General features: G+C 71.4%; 20 protein-coding genes. 12 read left to right on the top strand and 8 right to left on the bottom strand.

All coding sequences use genetic code 11. The annotated features are described in order from the left end of the window. Positions 1-14 precede the first annotated feature (14 nt). The 3 genes from ABZ880_RS31870 to ABZ880_RS31880 are packed head-to-tail and all read left to right on the top strand — an operon-like array spanning position 15 to position 3,217. Positions 15-1,037, top strand: a complete 1,023-nt coding sequence (locus tag ABZ880_RS31870; protein WP_361269803.1) for an oxidoreductase — start codon at positions 15-17, stop codon at positions 1,035-1,037. Between the two features lie 36 nt (positions 1,038-1,073). Further along, a complete protein-coding gene (locus ABZ880_RS31875) occupies positions 1,074-2,714 on the top strand; it encodes an ABC-F family ATP-binding cassette domain-containing protein (RefSeq protein ID WP_361269806.1) in 1,641 nt (546 codons plus the stop codon). A 26-nt stretch (positions 2,715-2,740) separates the two neighbouring features. Continuing rightward, positions 2,741-3,217 carry a DUF1003 domain-containing protein gene (locus ABZ880_RS31880; protein WP_361269809.1) on the top strand — a complete coding sequence of 159 codons (477 nt, stop codon included), beginning with the start codon at positions 2,741-2,743 and terminating at the stop codon, positions 3,215-3,217. A gap of 16 nt (positions 3,218-3,233) precedes the next feature. On the opposite strand, the gene ABZ880_RS31885 is transcribed toward ABZ880_RS31880, so the two are convergent. The 4 genes from ABZ880_RS31885 to ABZ880_RS31900 form a co-directional block, all read right to left on the bottom strand. Continuing rightward, positions 3,234-3,806, bottom strand: a complete 573-nt coding sequence (locus ABZ880_RS31885; RefSeq protein WP_361269812.1) for a putative glycolipid-binding domain-containing protein — start codon at positions 3,804-3,806, stop codon at positions 3,234-3,236. A gap of 111 nt (positions 3,807-3,917) precedes the next feature. After that, positions 3,918-6,308, bottom strand: coding sequence for a Tex family protein (locus ABZ880_RS31890; protein ID WP_361269815.1), 2,391 nt, complete (start codon positions 6,306-6,308; stop codon positions 3,918-3,920). Between the two features lie 102 nt (positions 6,309-6,410). Then, positions 6,411-6,542, bottom strand: coding sequence for an LPFR motif small protein (locus ABZ880_RS31895; protein WP_260844787.1), 132 nt, complete (start codon positions 6,540-6,542; stop codon positions 6,411-6,413). 61 nt (positions 6,543-6,603) lie between these two features. Next, a complete protein-coding gene (locus ABZ880_RS31900; protein ID WP_361269819.1) occupies positions 6,604-7,470 on the bottom strand; it encodes a hypothetical protein in 867 nt (288 codons plus the stop codon). Between the two features lie 113 nt (positions 7,471-7,583). Here ABZ880_RS31900 and ABZ880_RS31905 point away from each other — a divergent pair, with 113 nt between their 5' ends. Together ABZ880_RS31905 and ABZ880_RS31910 are read left to right on the top strand one after the other, a co-directional pair. Beyond that, on the top strand, positions 7,584-8,549 hold the full coding sequence (locus ABZ880_RS31905; RefSeq protein WP_361269822.1) for a GlxA family transcriptional regulator: 966 nt from the start codon (positions 7,584-7,586) through the stop codon (positions 8,547-8,549). 27 nt (positions 8,550-8,576) lie between these two features. Continuing rightward, on the top strand, positions 8,577-9,227 hold the full coding sequence (locus tag ABZ880_RS31910; protein WP_361269824.1) for a DJ-1/PfpI family protein: 651 nt from the start codon (positions 8,577-8,579) through the stop codon (positions 9,225-9,227). Here ABZ880_RS31910 and ABZ880_RS31915 read toward each other — a convergent pair. Next, positions 9,199-9,954: an enoyl-CoA hydratase-related protein gene (locus ABZ880_RS31915; RefSeq protein WP_361269827.1), complete on the bottom strand. Its 756-nt coding sequence runs from the start codon at positions 9,952-9,954 to the stop codon at positions 9,199-9,201. The two genes, ABZ880_RS31910 and ABZ880_RS31915, sit on opposite strands and share 29 nt — an antisense overlap. Before the next feature lie 124 nt (positions 9,955-10,078). Here ABZ880_RS31915 and ABZ880_RS31920 point away from each other — a divergent pair, with 124 nt between their 5' ends. After that, positions 10,079-10,762: an HdeD family acid-resistance protein gene (locus ABZ880_RS31920; RefSeq protein ID WP_361269829.1), complete on the top strand. Its 684-nt coding sequence runs from the start codon at positions 10,079-10,081 to the stop codon at positions 10,760-10,762. Positions 10,763-10,892: 130 nt separating this feature from the next. Beyond that, a complete protein-coding gene (locus tag ABZ880_RS31925) occupies positions 10,893-11,402 on the top strand; it encodes an ATP-binding protein (protein WP_361270018.1) in 510 nt (169 codons plus the stop codon). Between the two features lie 6 nt (positions 11,403-11,408). Here ABZ880_RS31925 and idi read toward each other — a convergent pair whose 3' ends face one another. The 3 genes from idi to galE form a co-directional block, all read right to left on the bottom strand. After that, a complete protein-coding gene (gene idi, locus ABZ880_RS31930; protein WP_361269832.1) occupies positions 11,409-12,002 on the bottom strand; it encodes an isopentenyl-diphosphate Delta-isomerase in 594 nt (197 codons plus the stop codon). A gap of 256 nt (positions 12,003-12,258) precedes the next feature. Next, positions 12,259-13,200 (bottom strand): cation diffusion facilitator family transporter, encoded by a 942-nt coding sequence (locus ABZ880_RS31935; RefSeq protein WP_361269834.1) that lies wholly within the window; start codon positions 13,198-13,200, stop codon positions 12,259-12,261. A 133-nt stretch (positions 13,201-13,333) separates the two neighbouring features. After that, the gene (gene galE / locus ABZ880_RS31940; RefSeq protein WP_361269836.1) at positions 13,334-14,299 is read right to left on the bottom strand and encodes a UDP-glucose 4-epimerase GalE; all 966 of its coding nucleotides are present in this window, start codon (positions 14,297-14,299) and stop codon (positions 13,334-13,336) included. Between the two features lie 279 nt (positions 14,300-14,578). Between galE and ABZ880_RS31945 the strand changes: the two genes are divergently transcribed. Genes ABZ880_RS31945 through ABZ880_RS31965 form a run of 5 tightly spaced genes read left to right on the top strand, consistent with a single transcriptional unit; the run spans position 14,579 to position 19,802 of the window. Then, the gene (locus ABZ880_RS31945; protein ID WP_361269838.1) at positions 14,579-16,366 is read left to right on the top strand and encodes a DUF5941 domain-containing protein; all 1,788 of its coding nucleotides are present in this window, start codon (positions 14,579-14,581) and stop codon (positions 16,364-16,366) included. Then, positions 16,363-17,115, top strand: a complete 753-nt coding sequence (locus ABZ880_RS31950) for a phosphocholine cytidylyltransferase family protein (protein WP_361269840.1) — start codon at positions 16,363-16,365, stop codon at positions 17,113-17,115. The genes ABZ880_RS31945 and ABZ880_RS31950 overlap by 4 nt, the downstream gene beginning before the upstream one ends. Continuing rightward, on the top strand, positions 17,103-18,164 hold the full coding sequence (locus ABZ880_RS31955) for an iron-containing alcohol dehydrogenase family protein (RefSeq protein WP_361269843.1): 1,062 nt from the start codon (positions 17,103-17,105) through the stop codon (positions 18,162-18,164). Before ABZ880_RS31950 ends, ABZ880_RS31955 begins: the two co-directional genes overlap by 13 nt. Continuing rightward, positions 18,142-18,921: a CDP-alcohol phosphatidyltransferase family protein gene (locus ABZ880_RS31960; protein WP_361269846.1), complete on the top strand. Its 780-nt coding sequence runs from the start codon at positions 18,142-18,144 to the stop codon at positions 18,919-18,921. The genes ABZ880_RS31955 and ABZ880_RS31960 overlap by 23 nt, the downstream gene beginning before the upstream one ends. Next, on the top strand, positions 18,918-19,802 hold the full coding sequence (locus tag ABZ880_RS31965) for a glycosyltransferase family 2 protein (RefSeq protein WP_361269849.1): 885 nt from the start codon (positions 18,918-18,920) through the stop codon (positions 19,800-19,802). Before ABZ880_RS31960 ends, ABZ880_RS31965 begins: the two co-directional genes overlap by 4 nt. Positions 19,803-19,850: the final 48 nt, after the last annotated feature.

Genomic DNA, 19,850 nt, shown 5'->3' on the forward strand with positions numbered 1-19,850 from the left:
GGAATACTCACAGCATGTCTGCCGAGTACGCGACCTTCGGCCTGGCACCGGCGATGCGTGCCGGTGGAGTCCTCGCCAACGGTGACTACCAGGTTCACCGGGACTTCGTGGACTTCATCGTCGACGGCCGTCCGTTGCTCTTCCAGCTCTCCGACCTGGACGCCGTCTCCCCACTGGCCTCCGACGTCCCGCCCGCGATCTTCACCGAACAGGTCCGCAGCCTTCTCCTGGAGGCGGACCCACCGCTTCCGGACGGCCGCTACGTCATCTACGGCTGCCCCGAGTGCGCCGATCTGGCCTGCGGCGCCGTCACCGCGGTCATCGAGCGGGACGGCGAGGACTACATCTGGCGGGACTTCGCCTGGCAGACCGAGGAGCACGCCGACATGGATCTGAACGGGTACCACGGCATAGGGCCGTTCCGCTTCCACGGCCCCGAGTACCGCGAGGCGCTGGCCGCCCTTCTCGACGGCGAAGCGCCGGGCACCCGCCGCCGGGTCCTTCTCATCGGCGCCCGCGTCGCCCTGCTCGCCAAGCTCGCCGCCGCCCTGCGCACCATCGGCATCGGCGCCGACATCGCCCACGACACGAACGGCGTCCACGCCGACGAACTGCGCGGCTACGGCGCCGTCGCCTTCGGCCGCGCGATCACCCGGGAGGAACGCGCCGCCGTACGCCGCGCCTTCGAGCAGGCGGGCGTCGAGGTCGCGTACGTCGAGGGCCTCGCCCCGATCGTCCCGCTGCTCGTCGCCCAGATCGAACACGCCCTGGACCGCAGCCCCGTGGAACAGCGCCGCCTGACCCGCCTGGTGGCGGCCGACGGCGAGGCGGGCGTCGAGGTCACCTCCCCCTGCCGGGTCCGCCTCACCGCGTACCGCCTGGACCGCCTCTACCGCACCCACGCCCTCGAGGTCTTCGACGGTGTCCTCGAACCGGGCCGCCACCGCATCGCCCTGGACGCCAAGGCGGTCAAGGGGGAGTCCTTCGTGGTGGCACGGACGGCCGGGAGCGTGCTGGTGGAGGCGATGGCCCGCTGAGGACCAGGCGGTACGGCGACTAGGATCAGCCCCCTGATGACTGCCACCCTCGTCGCCAAGAACCTCGCCGCCGGGCACGGCGACCGCTCCCTGTTCACCGGGCTCGACCTCGTCGTCGCGCCCGGCGATGTGATCGGGCTGGTCGGTGCCAACGGCGCGGGCAAGTCCACCCTGCTCAGGATGCTCGCGGGGCTGCTCGCGCCGGAGCAGGGCGAGCTGCGCCTGTCCCCGCCGACCGCGACCGTCGGCCACCTCCCCCAGGAGCCGGAGCGCCGCCCCGGCGAGACCGTCCGCGAGTTCCTCGCCCGCCGCACCGGCGTTGCCGAGGCCCAGCGCGTGATGGACGAGGCCACCCAGGCCCTGGTCGACGGCGCACCCGGCGCCGACGACGCATACGCGACGAGCCTGGAGCGCTGGCTCGACCTCGGCGGCGCCGACCTGGAGGAGCGGGCCGAGGAGGTCGCCGACTCGCTCGGCCTCGCGGTGGACCTGGACCAGCCGATGACGTCCCTGTCCGGCGGCCAGGCGGCAAGGGCCGGCCTTGCCTCCCTCCTCCTCTCCCGCTACGACGTCTTCCTCCTCGACGAGCCGACCAACGACCTCGACCTGGACGGCCTGGAACGCCTCGAGCGCTTCGTGTCCGGCCTCCGCGCGGGCACCGTCGTCGTCAGCCACGACCGCGAGTTCCTCACCCGCACCGTCACCAAGGTCCTCGAACTCGACCTCGCCCAGCAGCAGATCACCCTCTACGGCGGCGGCTACGAGGCCTACCTGGAGGAGCGGGACGTAGCCCGCCGGCACGCCCGCGAGGACTACGAGGAGTACGCCGACAAGCGCGCCGCCCTCCAGGACCGCGCCCAGATGCAGCGCTCCTGGATGGACAAGGGCGTCAAGAACGCGCGCCGCAAGGCGAGCAACGACAACGACAAGATCGGCCGCAAGTTCCGCAGCGAGGCCAGCGAGAAGCAGGCCGCCAAGGCCCGGCAGACCCAGCGCATGATCGAGCGCCTCGATGCCGTGGAGGAGCCCCGCAAGGAGTGGGAACTGCGCATGGAGATCGCGGCGGCCCCCCGCTCGGGCGCCGTCGTGGCCACCCTGCGCGACGCCGAGGTACAGCGCGGCGACTTCACCTTCGGCCCGGTCTCCCTGCAGATCGACTGGGCGGACCGGGTGGCGGTGACCGGAGCGAACGGCGCCGGCAAGTCGACCCTGCTGGGCGCCCTGCTGGGCCGCATCCCGCTGGACGCCGGCGCAGCCACCCTCGGCTCCGGCGTCCTCGTCGGCGAGGTCGACCAGGCCCGCAAGCTGTTCCACGGCACGGAGGCCCTGCTCGACGCGTTCTGCGCCGCCGTCCCGGACACCGAGCCGGTCGAAGTACGCACCCTGCTGGCCAAGTTCGGCCTGAAGTCCGACCACGTCCTGCGCCCGGCGGCGAGCCTGTCCCCGGGCGAACGCACACGGGCCGCCCTGGCGCTGCTGCAGGGCCGGGGCGTCAACCTCCTGGTCCTGGACGAACCGACCAACCACCTCGACCTGCCGGCCATCGAGCAGCTGGAGTCGGCCCTCGACTCCTACGAAGGCACGCTCCTCCTGGTCACCCACGATCGCCGCATGCTGGACGCAGTCCACGTGACCCGGCGACTGGAGGTGTCGGCGGGCAAGGTCACCGAACGCTAGAACTCGACGTGGGGTAGGGAGGGGCCATGGGCAGTACGGCGAAACGGCCGGCCGTGCGGATCACGCACGAACAGGACGTCGTCACGCGGATGCGCGGGACGCAGGACCGGATCGCGGACGCGATCACCGCCTTCGCCGGGACCATGGCCTTCGTGTACCTGCACGCCCTGTGGTTCACGGTGTGGATCGTGTGCAACGAGGGCGCGTTCGGCAAGGGAGCCGTTTGGGACCCGTACCCCTTCGGCCTGCTCACCATGATCGTCAGCCTGGAGGCGATCTTCCTCTCGACCTTCGTCATGGTGAGCCAGAACCGCCAGGCCGCCCGCGAGAACGTACGCGCCGACCTCGACTTCGAGACCAACGTGCGCTCGGAGGTGTGGGCCGTCCACATGGGCCGAGCTCTGGGCGTCGACGCCGTGGAGGTCGAGCGGCGCGTCCAGGAGCTGCTCGCGGAGAACCGCGCCCGGATGAACGGCACCCCCCGGCCCCCCGAGGCGAGCTGACAGCCTGCGTCGACCGTCACGCGCCCCGGCGCAGACCGGTCGCCAGCCCCGGATAGTCGACGACGAGTCCGTCACCGTCGAACTCCAGGTCACTGCGGTACTCGCCGGAGGCGAACCGGACCTGCCCGCCGCCGTTCGTGCGCCCGAGATGCGTGTAGCTCTGCCGCGACGGCCGTACGACCAGACCCGGCACCGACACCCACGCCATCAGGAACTCCCGCTCGCCGGGCGCCAGATGGAGCCCGTGCCGGAGCACCGGCATGGTGTTGGTGAGCGGGCACAGCCCGAGATCGCAGTCGAGCGCCCGGTCGACGCCGGGCAACCGCTCACCGTCCGCGGTCCACCGCCCGTGCCCGTCGTGCCGCAGATCCAGACTGCGAACCCCGGCCTCGGTCTCCGCCGTGACCCTCAGCCGCCGGGTCACGAACCGCTCGGAGGTCTCCAGCTCGTACGAGACCCAGTAAGGCTCGGGAACGATCCCGACGGCCCGCCCACGCGCCCGCAGCACACCTTCCCCGAGCTCGACCCAGGCCGTCTCGAACCCCCGGCTCTCGAACACTTCCCAGGTGACGGCGCGCGAAGTGACCATGCCATCACCCTAGGCCTGAAGGGGCGCGCAGCGCCTCCTTCAGGGCCGCGGGGAACTGCGCGACCAGCCACAACGGACCCGCAGCTCCCCACAACCTGTCGCCCCGAGCTCTTAACGCCGCCCGTTCTTCGGATCGACCAACCCGGCCCGGCGAAGAGCATCGGCCATTGCACTGTTGGCAGGCGGCGGCGCCTGACGTGAACCGCCGCCCTGACCACCACGGCCGCCGCCCTGGCGCTGCTGCTGCCGCTGCTGAGGCGGACGTGAGCCCCGCTGCCGGCGCTCACCGCCGCCCTGCTGACCCTGCGGAGCCGCCTCGTCGTCGAGGCGCAGGGTCAGCGAGATCCGCTTGCGCGGAATGTCGACGTCGAGGACCTTCACCTTCACGATGTCCCCGGGCTTCACCACATCCCGCGGGTCCTTCACGAACGTCTTCGACATGGCCGAGACGTGCACCAGACCGTCCTGGTGCACGCCGACATCGACGAACGCCCCGAAGGCCGCCACATTCGTGACCACGCCCTCCAGAACCATCCCGGACGCCAGGTCGGAGATCTTCTCGACGCCCTCCTTGAAGGTGGCCGTCTTGAAGGCGGGCCGCGGGTCGCGCCCGGGCTTCTCCAGCTCCTTGAGGATGTCGGTGACGGTCGGCAGACCGAACGTCTCGTCCACGAAGTCGTTCGGCTTCAGCGACCGCAGCACGCCCGAGTTGCCGATGAGCGAGGCCACCTCCTGCCCGGACGTCTTCACCATCCGCCGCACCACCGGGTACGCCTCCGGGTGCACGCTGGACGCGTCCAGCGGGTCGTCGCCGCCTCGGATCCGCAGGAAGCCCGCGCACTGCTCGTAGGCCTTGGGGCCGAGCCGCGCCACCTTCTTCAGTTCCGTACGGGACTTGAACGGCCCGTTGGCGTCGCGGTGCGACACGATGTTCTCGGCCAGGCCGGAAGTGATGCCGGAGACGCGGGCGAGCAGCGGGGCCGACGCCGTGTTGACGTCCACGCCCACGCCGTTCACACAGTCCTCCACCACCGCGTCCAGCGAGCGCGACAGCTTCACCTCGGACAGGTCGTGCTGGTACTGGCCGACACCGATCGACTTGGGGTCGATCTTCACCAGCTCGGCCAGCGGGTCCTGCAGCCGGCGCGCGATCGACACGGCGCCGCGCAGCGACACGTCCATGTCGGGCAGCTCCTGCGAGGCGAACGCGGACGCCGAGTACACGGACGCGCCGGCCTCGGAGACCATCACCTTGGTGAGGTTCAACTCCGGGTGCTTGGTGATGAGTTCACCGGCGAGCTTGTCGGTCTCGCGGGACGCCGTGCCGTTGCCGATCGCGACCAGCTCGACCGCGTGCTCCTTCGCCAGCCGGGCCAGCTTGGCGATCGCCTCGTCCCACTTGTTCGCCGGGACGTGCGGGTAGATGACGTCGGTCGCCACCACCTTGCCGGTCGCGTCGATGACGGCGACCTTCACACCCGTACGGAAGCCGGGGTCCAGGCCCAGCGTCGCGCGTGTGCCGGCCGGGGCGGCGAGCAGCAGGTCGCGGAGGTTCGCGGCGAAGACGCCCACCGCCTCGTCCTCGGCTGCCGTGCGCAGCCGCAGCCGCAGATCGATGCCGAGGTGCACCAGGATGCGGGTGCGCCAGGCCCAACGGACCGTGTCCGTCAGCCACTTGTCGGCGGGACGGCCGCGGTCGGCGATCTGGAACTTCGCGGCGACGATGCCCTCGTACGAGGACGGACCGTCCGTGGGTTCCTCCGGCTCCAGGACGAGGTCGAGGACCTCCTCCTTCTCGCCGCGCAGCATCGCGAGGATGCGGTGCGAGGGCAGCTCGGTGAACGGCTCGGCGAAGTCGAAGTAGTCGGCGAACTTGGCGCCCGCCTCCTCCTTGCCCTCGCGCACCTTGGCGGCCAGCCGGCCGCGCACCCACATGCGCTCGCGCACCTCGCCGATCAGGTCGGCGTCCTCCGAGAACCGCTCGGTCAGGATCGCCCGGGCGCCGTCCAGAGCCGCCTGCGGATCGGCCACGCCCTTGTCGGCGTCGACGAACGCGGCGGCCGCGGCGAGCGGATCGACCGTCGGGTCGCCGAGCAGCCCCTCGGCGAGCGGCTCCAGCCCGGCCTCGCGCGCGATCTGCGCCTTCGTACGCCGCTTGGGCTTGTACGGCAGGTAGATGTCCTCGAGCCGCGCCTTGGTCTCGGCGGCGCGGATCTGCGCTTCCAGCTCCTCGGTGAGCTTGCCCTGCTCGCGCACCGAGTCGAGGATCGCCGCCCGGCGCTCCTCCAGCTCCCGCAGGTAGCGCAGCCGCTCCTCGATCGTGCGCAGCTGCGCATCGTCGAGCATCTCGGTCGCTTCCTTGCGGTAGCGGGCGATGAAGGGCACCGTCGAACCGCCGTCCAGCAGCTCCACGGCAGCCTTGACCTGCCGCTCCCGTACGCCGAGCTCCTCGGCGATCCTGCCTTCGATGGACCCTACTTCGATGGATCCGGGTGTCGTCACGATCCCGTACCGCCTTCTCCACTGAGGTTGCGCCGCAATTGTGGCAGGTGGCACCGACAGTCGGGGATCAGGGCGCCCCACCGGCGGGGCGAGGCGGCGGTATCAGGCCCGGTGGCCCCGCGCCGAGCCGGAGGCTCCGCCGAAGAGCCGAGCCAGAGCGCGGAAGGGCAGGGTTACGACGGTGGCGATCGCGCCACCGATCTGCCGCAGTACGTCTGCGATCGCACGGAACACGAGTTTCCCCTTTCCTCTCCCGGCCACGGTGGCCGGGAGAGGCCCGGGTACCCAGCTCTCCTCAGCCCTTGCCGATCAGATCCGCCGGGAAGCACCCCGCGGCCACGGCGGCCCCCGTGAACACCGTCCCGAGCTCCGTCAGCCGCCCCACGCCCCCGGCGCCCAGATGCTCGTACGGCGCGCGGTCCAGCCGGTCGGTCTCCGCCTCGATCCCGGCCCGCAGCGCGACGCCCTGCTCGGTCAGTTCGCCGTCCGCGTCCAGCAGCCCGCGCTCGCGCAGCCGCCCGGCCGCCGCGTCCCACTCCTCCTGGCTCCAACCCCGGCTGCCGAACACCCACTTGGGCCTCATGCCCTTGCCGGTCGCGGTGTGGGTCACGACGGCCTCCAGCCCGTCGAGCCCCGCCGACATCAGGACCGCGAGGTGCCCGTCGCCCCGGTGCTCGCGCAGCAGCGTCGCGGCGTGGAAGTAGGCCAGGTGCGGCTCCTCGGGGACCGGCAGATCGGCGTGCGCGGAGTACAGCGGCCGGGCGGAGCGGGTACAGGCCTCGGTGGCCCGCAGCGCGAGCCGCGCGGCCTCCGCCATCTCTGCGGACGCCACGGCCTCGTCGCCCAGCAGCCGTCGCAGGGTCGCGTCGACGGCACGCGCGCGTGCTGCCAGCACCTGCTCGGGAGCGGCGACCGACCACACCGCGGGCACATGCCGGGCCACGAGCGCGTACTTGTAGTTGTAGAAGGTCGCGGTCACCGTGCCCGGCCCGACCGGCCCCATCGCCGCCGCGCGCACGGCGAAGTTGACGGCCCTGGGGTGCGTGATGCCGAGGGCGCCCAGTTCCGTGCCCAGATCGGGCGAGAAGTAGAGCGTCGCGTGCAGCGCGTTGAGGACATTGTGGCAGCGCCGGCCGGCGCGCGGCTCGAGGGCGATAGTCATGACGAGGACGTTACCGACTGGTCGGTACGTCATCCAAGGGCGGACGCCGAATGGCAGGAAAGGTGGGATGCTCGTCATTGCGGCCACCCTCGCGCCCGCCAAGAATCGATGACATGGCGCAGCGAACAGTCCTGATCGTCCTCTTCGACGGCGTACAGAGTCTCGACGTCACCGGCCCCCTGGAGGTCTTCGCCGGGGCCGAGAAACACACCCCGGGCACCTACCGCATCCGTACGGCCTCCCCGGACGGCGCCCCCGTACGCACCTCCAGCGGTCTGACCCTCGTACCGGACGAGTCGCTGGCCGAGGCACCGGACCCGCACACGCTCCTCGTCCCCGGCGGCGAGGGCACCCGCCGCACCGGCCGTGACGCCCGCCTGACCGACTGGCTGCGCGAGCACGGTTCCCGCGCCGAACGCCTGGTCTCCGTCTGCACCGGCGCCCTCCTGCTCGCCGAGGCGGGCCTGCTCGACGGCCGTCGGGCCACCACCCACTGGGCGTACTGCGCCAAGCTCGCCCGCGACCACCCGGCCGTCGAGGTCGACCCGGACCCGATCTACATACGCGACGGACACGTGGCCACCTCCGCCGGCGTCACCTCCGGCATCGACCTCGCGCTCGCCCTGGTCGAGGAGGACCTGGGCCGCGACACCGCCCTCGCGCTCGCCCGCCATCTCGTCGTCTTCCTGCGCCGGCCGGGAAACCAGGCGCAGTTCAGCGCCCAACTGGCCGCCCAGACCGCCCGGCGCGAACCGCTGCGCGAGGTGCAGCAGTGGGTCACCGAGCATCCGTCCGGCGATCTGAGCGTGGAGTCCCTGGCCGAACGCGCCGCCCTCTCGCCCCGCCACTTCGCCCGCGCCTTCCAGGCGGAGACCGGCATGACGCCGGGCCGCTACGTCGACCGCGTCCGCCTCGAACACGCCCGCCGCCTGCTCGAGGACACCGCCGACGGCGTCGAGGAGATCTCCCGCGCCAGCGGCTACGGCACCCCGGAGGCCATGCGCCGCGCCTTCGTCAGAACGCTCGGCGCGGCACCCGCCGAGTACCGGCGCCGGTTCCGCCCGGCACCCGCCCACTGATCACCCGTCAGCTCAAGGGGGAAACCAATGCAGTTCGCGATCGTCCTCTACGACCGCTTCACCGCCCTCGACGCCGTGGGACCGTACGAGACCCTCGGCCGGCTGCCCGATGCCGAGACCGTGTTCGTCGCCGAGCGGACCGGCCCGGTCCGCAACGACAACGGCAACCTCGCCCTGACCGCCGACAAGACCCTGGCCGACGTGCCGAACCCCGATGTCGTGGTCGTTCCCGGTGGCCCGGGGCAGACCGCGCAGATGGACAACAAGGTGCTCCTCGACTGGATCCGCACCGCCGACGCCACCAGCACCTGGACGACGTCGGTGTGCACCGGCTCCCTGCTGCTCGCCGCCGCGGGCCTGCTCGAAGGACGCCGCGCGACCTCGCACTGGCTGGCCCTCGAGGAACTGAAGAAGTTCGGCGTCGAGCCCACGGGGGAGCGGGTGGTGACCGACGGCAAGTACGTCACCGCCGCCGGGGTCTCCTCCGGCATCGACATGGGGCTCGCCCTGCTCGGCCGGATGGCGGGCGACTTCGTGGCGCAGGCCGTGCAGCTGGGCATCGAGTACGACCCGCAGCCGCCCTACGACGCGGGGGCCCCGCAGAAGGCCCCGGCGGACGTCGTGGAGCTGATGCGGTCGATGAGCCGGTTCATCCTCGGTCGGGAACCGTCCACGTGAACCGCGGCTGACGGCGCTCCAGAAACGCGGCGACCCCCTCGGCGGTGTCGCCGCTGCCGCGCATCTGCTCCGTCCAGTACGCGTCCCGGTCGGTGCGTCCGTTCGCGAACTCCTTCGCCGCGGCCTGCGTGAGCTGTGAGCGGGACGCCAGGATCCGGGTGAACTCCGCGACCCGCTTGGCGAGTTCGTCCTCGGGCAGCACCTCGTCCACCAGCCCGGTGCGCAGTGCCCGCGCCGAGTCGATCAACTCACCGGAGAACAGGAGGTACTTGGCGGCCGCCGGACCCACCAGCGACACCAACCGCCGGGTGGAGGAGGCCGGATACACGATCCCGAGCTTCGCCGGCGTCACCCCGAACAGCGACCCCTGCGCGGCGAACCGCAGATCGCAGGCCCCCGCGAGCTGCGCCCCGCCGCCCACACAGTGCCCGCGGACCGCGGCCAGCGTCGGCTTCGGAAAGGCGGCGAGGGCGTCCTCGGCCCGCACGGCCAGCCCCTGCGCGTCCTCCGGCGACCCCCGCAGCGTGGAGATGTCGGCCCCGGCGCAGAACGTCCCGCCCTCCCCGGTCAGCACCACCGCCCGTACGGCCGGGTCGGCCGCGAGCGTGTCGAGCAGCGGCGGCAGGGCGGCCCACATCGCGGCCGTCATGGCGTTGCGCTTGGCCGGATGGTGGATGACGACGGTGGCGACCGAGTCGGCGACGTCGTGCAGCAGCTGGGGCTCCATGGGCCGGATGCTAGCCGCCCCGCCGGGCGGGTGATCAAGGACGGAAGGGCGAGAGTTACGACACGTGGGCACGGGGGACTCAACGAAGGGAGAGGGGGGACGGCCGGAGAGTGAGGAGAGGCTGATGGCCCAGTCCACCAAGCCCACGGGCGAGGCGGCGAAACTCCACCGCGGCTTCGGCGTGCTCGCCGCACTCGGCATCGTCCTGGTCCTCGCCGGTCTCGTCGGACTCGTCTACACCGGCGTCGCCACGCTCACCTCGATGCTGCTGTTCGGCTGGCTGCTGCTGATCGGCGGCGCGGTCGGCCTGCTGCACGCGATCCAGGCCCGGGCCTCCAACTTCTTCTGGCTCGGGGTCGTGGTCGCCGCCCTGAACATCGCGGCCGGGATCGTCGTCATCCGCCGCCCGGAGGCCGCCGCCGAGGCGCTGACCATGTTCGCCGCGCTGCTGTTCCTGACCGGTGGTGTCTTCCGCCTGGTCGGCAGCCTGGTGGTGCGCGGCCCGCAGTTCGGCTGGACGCTGGTGCAGGGAGCCTTCGACCTGCTCCTCGGCATCCTGGTGCTGTCGTCCTGGCCGAGCAGCAGCAAGTACGTCATCGGCTGCTTCTTCTCGCTCGCGCTGCTCTTCGACGGGCTCGGGCTGATCGCCACCGGTTTCGGCGGGCGGCGCATCGTCGGCATGGTCTCCGAGCAGCTCGCCGGCGAGGGCGACGTCCGGGACGAATCGGGTGAGGGTGCCGTCAAACCCGTACAACCCGAAAAGTTCTCCAAGTCGGCTGAAGGGGGACAGGAGCAGTCCCACAACTGACCGTGTCATACGCCAACGGTCAGAAGTGCTCGATACTTGCTGACTTCTGTTCAGTCATCCGGGGCGGAGCGGGTCGTTACCAACACTCGGACGTGTGGTGACAATCGAGCGCAAGGGTGGCGACCGGACGATGGAGAACCACGGGCGCGGGTCCGGCCCACGCCCAGAGGGCGGCGCGGACGAGCCCCTCGACCCGGGGCCCGCGCAGCCGCTGCCGTACGAAGGTGTCTGGCGGTTCACCGCTCCCGCCGCCGACGCCTCGGTCCCGCAGGCGCGACATGCCGTACGGGACCTGCTGTACCGCCAGGGCGTGCCCATCTCCGACGACCTGGTGCACGGCCTGCTGCTGATCGTCTCGGAGCTGGTCACGAACGCCGTCCGGCACGCGGCGCTGCTGTCGCCGATGCTCGCGGTGGAGGTCGCCGTCGGCGCCGAGTGGGTGCGGGTGTCGGTGGAGGACAACCACCCCTACCGCCCGACCGCCCTGGAGGCCGACCACGGCCAGACCGGCGGCCGGGGGCTGCTCCTGGTCAGCGAGGTGACCCGGGAGGCGGGCGGTGTGTGCGACGTCGAGCACACGGCGAACGGCGGCAAGGTGATCTGGGCAGCCCTGCCGCTCAAACCCGTGCGGGTGCTCTGAGGGGGGTCACCAGCCGGCGGACGGGCCGGTCAGCTCCTTGACCGCGGGGCGGGCCGCGTCCAGCACCGTCATGAACCAGGACGAGAAGGTGTCCTTCGCGTGCCGCTCGGCGAGCTCCGCGGGGGTCACGAAGGCCGTCGCGCCGACCTCCTCCGGGTCCGGCCGCAGCGGAGACTGCACCATGCCGACGAAGAGGTGGTTGTACTCCTGCTCGACCAGGCCCGAGTCCGGGTCCGGGTGGTTGTAGCGGACCGTGCCGGCCTCGGCGAGCAGCGACGGGGAGACCCCGAGCTCCTCGTACGTCCGCCGGGCCGCCGCCGCGAAGGGCGACTCGCCGGGGTAGGGGTGGCCGCAGCAGGTGTTGGACCACACACCGGGGGAGTGGTACTTGCCGAGCGCCCGCTGCTGCAGCAGCAGCCGGCCGTGCTCGTCGAAGAGGAAGACGGAGAAGGCGCGGTGCAGCTGCCCCGGCGGCTGGTGGGCGGCGAGCTTCTCCGCGGTGCCGATCGTGACGCCGTTCTCGTCGACCAGTTCCAGCAAAATCGCGTCTGCGGTGCCGTTCGACGGACTGTGCGTCGCGGTGGCAGGTGTGATCGGCATACCCATCCTTCACATCGGTCTTCGCGCCCCAAGTGTGCCGCACGAATCCGGCACTCCCGGCACTTCACGGCACGCCCGCATGTCCCGCGCGCGGCGCGGATCACGGCCGTCACCGGTTGAAGACCGGAAGAGGGGCCCGGTAGTTGATCGTGCCCGTCGCGATCGGCGGGGAACCGTCCGGGGCAGCGCTGTGAGGCTTAACGACGCAGGGTCGCGGCGGACGGCTGCATTCCGGCCAAAGGGCGCCCCATCTGCCTCAATGGCACAGTTTCGCCTCGTGCTCCGCGTGTCCGCCCGGTTCCAGCTGGAAGGTGCAGTGCTCCACGTCGAAGTGGTCGCCGAGGCACTCCTGGAGCTCGTGCAGCATCTTCTCGTGGCCGATCGCGCTGAGGACGTCGGAGCGCACGACCACGTGCGCGGAGAGCACCGGCATCCCGGAGGTGATCGTCCAGGCGTGCAGGTCGTGCACGTCCTCGACACCGTCCAGGTCGAGGATGTGGGTCCGCACCTCCGTCATGTCGACACCCCTGGGCGCGGCCTCCAGCAGGACGTCCAGCGTCTCGCGCAGCAGCTTGAAGGTGCGGGGCACGATCATCAGGCCGATGACGAGCGAGGCGATCGGGTCGGCGGCCTGCCAGCCGGTGGCCAGGATCACCAGCGCCGAGATGATCACCGCGAGCGAACCCAGCGCGTCCGCCGCGACCTCCAGGAACGCCCCGCGCACGTTCAGGCTCTCCTGCTGGCCGCGGACGAGCAGCGTGAGGGAGATCATGTTCGCGACCAGACCGATCGCGCCGAACACGATGGTCAGCCCGCCCGACGTGTCGGCCGGCGTGATGAACCGCTGGATCGCCTCGTACAGGACGTAGCCGCCGACCCCGAGCAGCAGCAGACAGTTGGCGAGCGCGGCGAGGATCTCGGCGCGGGCGTACCCGAAGGTGCGGTTGCCGGTCGGCGGGCGGTTGGCGAAGTGGATCGCGAGCAGCGCCAAGCCCAGACCCAGCGCGTCGGTCGCCATGTGGGCGGCGTCCGCGATCAGCGCGAGGGAGTCCGCGAGGACACCACCGACGATCTCGACCACCATGACGGTGAGCGTGATCGACAGCGCGACGCGCAGCCGCCCGCGGTAGGCCGCCGCGGCCGTACCGGTGGGCGGCGCGTGCGTGTGCGCATGCCCGTGATCGTGCCCAGCCCCCATGACAGCCGCCCTCCTGTGTTCCGCCCGGGATCACAGTGAACTACGGGTGGGGGGTATCGGGCAACGCGGCACTGAACACCGTTGTCATGTGCCCTGACCTGCGGAAACGATACGCAGGTCAGGGCACCCTCAGTTACTTTCCGTGATGCAGCTGCCAGCCCCGCCAGGCCGACTCGACCATCTCGTGCACTCCGCGCCTGGCGGTCCAGCCGAGCTCCTCGGCGGCCCGCGCGGCCGAGGCGACCGCGCACGGCGCATCCCCCGGGCGGCGTCCCTCGACGACGGGCGTGCGCCGGTCGCCGGCCACCTCGCCGATGACCGTGATCAGTTCGCGTACGGAGACGCCCTCGCCGCGGCCGATGTTCACCGTCAGATCACCGCTGCGGCCCTCGAGCCGCCGAGCCGCCGCCAGATGCGCCTCGGCCAGGTCGGCGACGTGGATGTAGTCGCGGATGCAGGTGCCGTCCGGCGTCGGATAGTCGTCCCCGAAGATCCGCGGGGCCTCGTCGCGGGTGAGCCGGTCGAAGACCATGGGGACGATGTTGAAGACGCCCGTGTCGGCCAGCTCGGGCGCCGCCGCCCCCGCCACGTTGAAGTAGCGCAGGCACACCGTCGCGATGCCGTGCGCCCGGCCCGCCGCCCGTACCAGCCACTCCCCGGCGAGCTTGGTCTCGCCGTACGGGTTCACCGGCGCGCACTCAGTGGCCTCCGTGATCAGCTCCACATCGGGGTTGCCGTACACGGCCGCCGACGAGGAGAACAGCAACTTCCCGATCCCGGCCTCGGCGACGGTCTCCAGCAGTGTCGCCAGCCCGCCGACGTTCTCCCGGTAGTAGCGCGTGGGCTGCGCCACGGACTCGGCGACCTGCTTGCGCGCCGCGAGATGTACGACACCGGTCACGCCGTACTCGGCGAAGACCCCCTTGAGCAGGTCGCCGTCGAACGTCGAGCCCTCGACGAGCGGGACCTGGGCGGGCAGCCGCGCGGGCACCCCTGACGAGAGGTCGTCCAGCGCGACGACGCGCTCCCCGGCACCGGCCATGGCCCGCGCCACATGGGCCCCTATGTATCCCGCTCCGCCTGTGATCAGCCAAGTCATGGTCGCCCACCCTATGTCGGCGCCGGCCGGAGGCCCCCAATGTCCGGGATGCCTGATCTGGTCCGCGCGGTTTGTGGCCGGAGCCCCGGATCACCGATGATGATCGCGGCAAAGGCCGGTGGAGACGGCGTTGATCGGCCCGTGAACGGGCGGTGAACACCGCTCTCCGGGCATCCGATAGCCTCTGCCGACATGCCGCCCGCCTGGTGCAGCCAAGGGGCGCCCCCACCATGCACATGACCGGCGCCGGCGCGTCGGCACCCCAGGGAGTGAGTTCGGTTGTCGACCGCCATCCTCACCGGTCAGCCGGTCCCCGGATCGTCGATCGAGGGCGATCTGCGGTCCCTCGGCTTCGACGTCCGGGTCGCCGCCGACGCCGCCGACGCCGAGACGTTGCTCGCGCAGGCGCCGGGCGGTGAGCGGGTCGCCGTCGTCGACGCCCGCTTCGTCGGCCACCTGCACGCCCTGCGCCTCGGCCTCACCGACCCGCGCTTCGACCTCGCCGCGATCCCCGGCGCCGTCACCGCCCAGTCGGCAGGACGCCAGGCCCTGACCCGGGCGATGGCCCGCGAGAGCTCGGCGAGCGGAGGAACCGCCGTCGCGGTGGACAGCCTCGCCGACCGTGTCGTCACCGCCCTGGACGCCGACGGCGCCGACGTCCACCGCCCCGACCTCGGCAGCCTGGTCGCCGTCGTCCCCGCCGACCCGCAGGCCCGCAACGAGGCACGGCAGGCCGTCGCCGCCGTCGACGACGAAGCCATACGCCTGAAGTCGGCCGTGAAGTCCCGCGACGGCTTCTTCACCACGTTCTTCATCAGCCCCTACTCCCGCTACATCGCCCGCTGGTGCGCCCGCCGCGGTCTGACCCCGAACCAGGTCACGACCGCCTCCCTCCTCACCGCGCTGATCGCGGCGAGCTGCGCGGCCACCGGCACCCGCGGCGGCTTCATCGCGGCGGGCGTCCTGCTGATCGCCTCGTTCGTCCTGGACTGCACCGACGGCCAGCTCGCCCGCTACTCCCTGCAGTACTCCACGCTCGGCGCCTGGCTGGACGCCACCTTCGACCGCGCCAAGGAGTACGCCTACTACGCGGGCCTCGCCCTAGGAGCGGCCCGCGGCGGTGACGACGTATGGGCCCTCGCCCTCGGCGCGATGATCCTGCAGACCTGCCGGCACGTCGTCGACTTCTCCTTCAACGAGGCCAACCACGACGCCACCGCCAACACCAGCCCCACCGCCGCCCTTTCCGACAAGCTGGACAGCGTCGGCTGGACGGTCTGGGTCCGGCGCATGATCGTGCTGCCGATCGGCGAGCGCTGGGCGATGATCGCCGTGCTCACGGCGGCCACGACACCTCGCATCACCTTCTACGTCCTGCTCATCGGCTGCGCGTTCGCGGCGACGTACACGACGGCGGGCCGGGTGCTGCGCTCGTTGACGCGCAAGGCCCGGCGCACCGACCGGGCGGCGCAGGCGCTGGCGGACCTCGCGGACAACGGCCCGCTCGCCTCCTTCGTGGCGCGTGCCACACGGGCCCGCCTCGGCGCTCCGCTGCTGGTGGCGGCTGCCGGCACGGCCGTCCTCGCCGTCTCCCTCTTCTCCGGGGTGACCTGGGCCCCCGTCGCGGGCGCCTTCGTCTACACGATCACCGCCGGTCAGGCGCTGTACCGCCCCCTCAAGGGCGCCCTGGACTGGCTCGTCCCGCCGCTGTTCCGGCTCGCCGAATACGGCACCGTCCTGGTACTGGCGGCCGAAGCGGACGTGAACGGAGCCCTTCCTGCGGCTTTCGGCCTGGTGGCGGCCGTCGCCTACCATCACTACGACACGGTGTACCGCATTCGCGGCAACGCCGGAGCGCCCCCGGCCTGGCTGGTGCGCGCCGTCGGGGGGCAGGAGGGGCGGACGCTGCTCGTCACGGTCCTCGCCGCCGCGCTCACCGCCTCGCAGTTCAAGGTCGCGCTCACGGCGCTCGCCGTGGCCGTCGCCCTGGTGGTGCTCGTCGAGAGCATCCGCTTCTGGGTGTCCTCCGGGGCCCCCGCCGTACACGATGAAGGAGAACCCGCATGATCGGCCTCGTGCTGGCGGCCGGCGCCGGACGGCGTCTGCGCCCCTACACCGACAGCCTTCCCAAGGCTCTGGTGCCGGTGGGGCCCGCGGGCATAGAGGGCGAACCCACGGTCCTGGACCTGACCCTCGGCAACTTCGCCGAGATCGGTCTGACCGAGGTCGCGATCATCGTCGGCTACCGCAAGGAGGCCGTGTACGAGCGCAAGGCCGCCCTGGAGCAGAAGTACGGCCTCAAGCTCACCCTCATCGACAACGACAAGGCCGAGGAGTGGAACAACGCCTACTCCCTGTGGTGCGGCCGTGACGCCCTCAAGGACGGCGTGATCCTGGCCAACGGCGACACCGTCCACCCGGTCTCCGTCGAGAAGAAGCTGCTCGCCGCCCGCGGCGAGGGCAAGCGGATCATCCTCGCCCTGGACACGGTGAAGAACCTGGCCGACGAGGAGATGAAGGTCGTCGTCGACCCCGAGAAGGGCATGACGAAGATCACCAAGCTGATGGACCCCGCCGAGGCGACCGGCGAGTACATCGGCGTGACGCTCATCGAGGGCGACGCCGCCCCCGAGCTGGCCGACGCCCTGAAGGCGGTCTGGGAGACCGACCCGCAGCAGTTCTACGAGCACGGGTACCAGGAGCTTGTGAACCGCGGCTTCCGGATCGACGTGGCGCCGATCGGCGACGTCAAGTGGGTCGAGATCGACAACCACGACGATCTCGCCCGCGGACGGGAGATCGCGTGCCAGTACTGACGAGGCTGATTCCCTCCCCGGTCGTCGTGGACATCCGCCCGGGTGCCCTCGACGACCTGGCCTGTGTGCTCGCGGACGAGCGCATCTCGCACTCCGGCCGCCTCGCCGTAGCGGTGAGCGGCGGCTCGGGCGCGAGGCTGCGCGAGCGCATCGAGCCGTCGCTTCCCGGCGCCACCTGGTACGAGGTGGGTGGCGGCACCCTCGACGACGCGATCCGGCTGGCCGGCGAGATGAAGGGCGGTCACTATGACGCGGTCGTGGGCCTCGGCGGCGGCAAGATCATCGACTGTGCCAAGTTCGCCGCGGCGCGCATCGGCCTGCCCCTGGTCGCCGTACCGACGAACCTCGCACACGACGGCCTGTGCTCGCCCGTCGCGACCCTCGACAACGACGCGGGCCGCGGATCGTACGGTGTCCCCAACCCGATAGCGGCAGTCGTCGACCTGGACGTCATCCGCGAGGCCCCGGTGCGCTTCGTGCGTGCGGGCATCGGCGACGCGATCTCCAACATCAACGCGATCGCCGACTGGGAGCTCGCGAACCGCGTCAAGGGCGAGAAGATCGACGGCCTCGCGGCGGCCATGGCCCGTCAGGCAGGCGAGGCCGTGCTGCGGCACCCCGGCGGCGTCGGCGACAACGGCTTCCTCCAGGTGCTCGCCGAGGCGCTGGTCCTCACCGGCGTCGCGATGTCCATCTCCGGCGACTCGCGTCCCGCCTCGGGTTCCTGCCACGAGATCAATCATGCTTTCGACCTGCTGTTCCCCAAGCGTGCCGCCAGCCACGGCGAGCAGTGCGGCCTCGGCGCCGCCTTCGCGATGTACCTGCGCGGAGCCCACGAGGAGTCGGCCTACATGGCCGCGGTGCTGCGACGGCACGGGCTGCCGGTGCTCCCGGAGGAGATCGGCTTCACGGTGGACGAGTTCGTCCGCGCCGTGGAGTTCGCCCCGGAGACCCGGCCCGGCCGCTACACGATCCTCGAACACCTCGACCTGAAAACCGACCAGATCAAGGACACATACGCCGACTATGTCAAGGCCATCGGTAGCTGAACTCCGCCCGGTCGTCCACCCCGCAGGGGTCAAGGACCGGCGCAGCGGTGAGCACTGGATGGGACGCCTCTACATGCGTGAGGTGTCCCTGCGGGTCGACCGCTACCTGGTGAACACCAGGGTCACGCCCAACCAGCTCACGTACCTGATGACCGTATTCGGCGTGCTCGCGGCCCCGGCACTGCTGGTGCCCGGCGTCCCCGGGGCCGTGCTCGGCGTGGTCTGCGTCCAGATGTATCTGCTGCTGGACTGCGTCGACGGCGAGATCGCGCGCTGGAAGAAGCAGTACTCGCTGAACGGCGTCTACCTCGACCGCGTCGGCGCCTACCTCACCGACGCCGCTGTGCTCGTCGGTTTCGGCCTGCGCGCCGCCGACCCGTGGGGCAGCGGCCGTATCGACTGGCTGTGGGCCTTCCTCGGCACACTGGCCGCGCTCGGCGCGATCCTGATCAAGGCCGAGACCGACCTGGTCGGCGTCGCCCGCCACCAGGCCGGGAAGCCCCCGGTGCAGGAGTCCGCAGCCGAGATGCGCTCCTCCGGCATGGCCCTGGCCCGCAAGGCCGCCGCCATGCTGAAGTTCCACCGCCTCATCCTCGGCATCGAGGCGTCCCTGCTGATCCTGGTCCTCGCGTTCGTCGACCAGGCCCGCGGCGACCTGTTCTTCACCCGGCTCGGCGTCGCGGTGCTCGCCGGCATCGCGCTGCTGCAGACCCTGCTGCACCTGGTGTCGATCCTCGCGTCGAGCAGGCTGAAGTGAGCACGCCCATGAAGGTCGGCGCGGTGATCATCACCATGGGCAACCGCCCCGACGAGCTCCGCGCGCTCCTCGATTCGGTCGCCAAGCAGGACGGCGACCGTGTCGAGGTGGTCGTGGTCGGCAACGGCTCGCCCGTCCCGGACGTCCCCGACGGCGTCCGCACCATCGAGCTGCCGGAGAACCTCGGCATCCCCGGCGGCCGCAACGTCGGTATCGAGGCCTTCGGCCCCAGCGGCCGCGACGTCGACATATTGATGTTCCTCGACGACGACGGCCTCCTCGCCGGCCACGACACCGCCGAGCTGTGCCGCCAGGCCTTCGATGCCGACCCCAGGCTCGGCATCATCAGCTTCCGCATCGCCGACCCCGACACCGGGGACACCCAGCGCCGGCACGTCCCGCGGCTGCGCGCCGCCGACCCGATGCGCTCCTCCCGGGTCACCACCTTCCTCGGCGGCGCCAACGCCGTACGCACCCAGGTCTTCGCCGAAGTCGGCGGTCTGCCGGACGAATTCTTCTACGCCCACGAGGAAACCGACCTGGCATGGCGGGCCCTCGACGCGGGCTGGATGATCGACTACCGGTCCGACATGGTGCTGTACCACCCGACGACCGCGCCCTCGCGGCACGCGGTCTACCACCGCATGGTCGCCCGCAACCGCGTCTGGCTGGCCCGCCGCAACCTCCCCGCGCCCCTCGTCCCGGTCTACCTCGGGGTCTGGCTGCTGCTCACCCTCGTCCGCCGCCCCTCGCGGCCCGCCCTGAGGGCATGGTTCGGCGGGTTCCGGGAAGGCTGGACCACTCCGTGCGGGCCGCGCAGGCCCATGAAGTGGCGTACGGTGTGGCGGCTGACCAGACTGGGCCGACCCCCTGTGATCTGACAAGCTCGTTCCTGTGAGCCAACGGACCCGAGCCGGGTCCCGGATTCA

This window comes from Streptomyces sp. NPDC047043 (assembly GCF_040644055.1).
Taxonomy (GTDB): domain Bacteria; phylum Actinomycetota; class Actinomycetes; order Streptomycetales; family Streptomycetaceae; genus Streptomyces.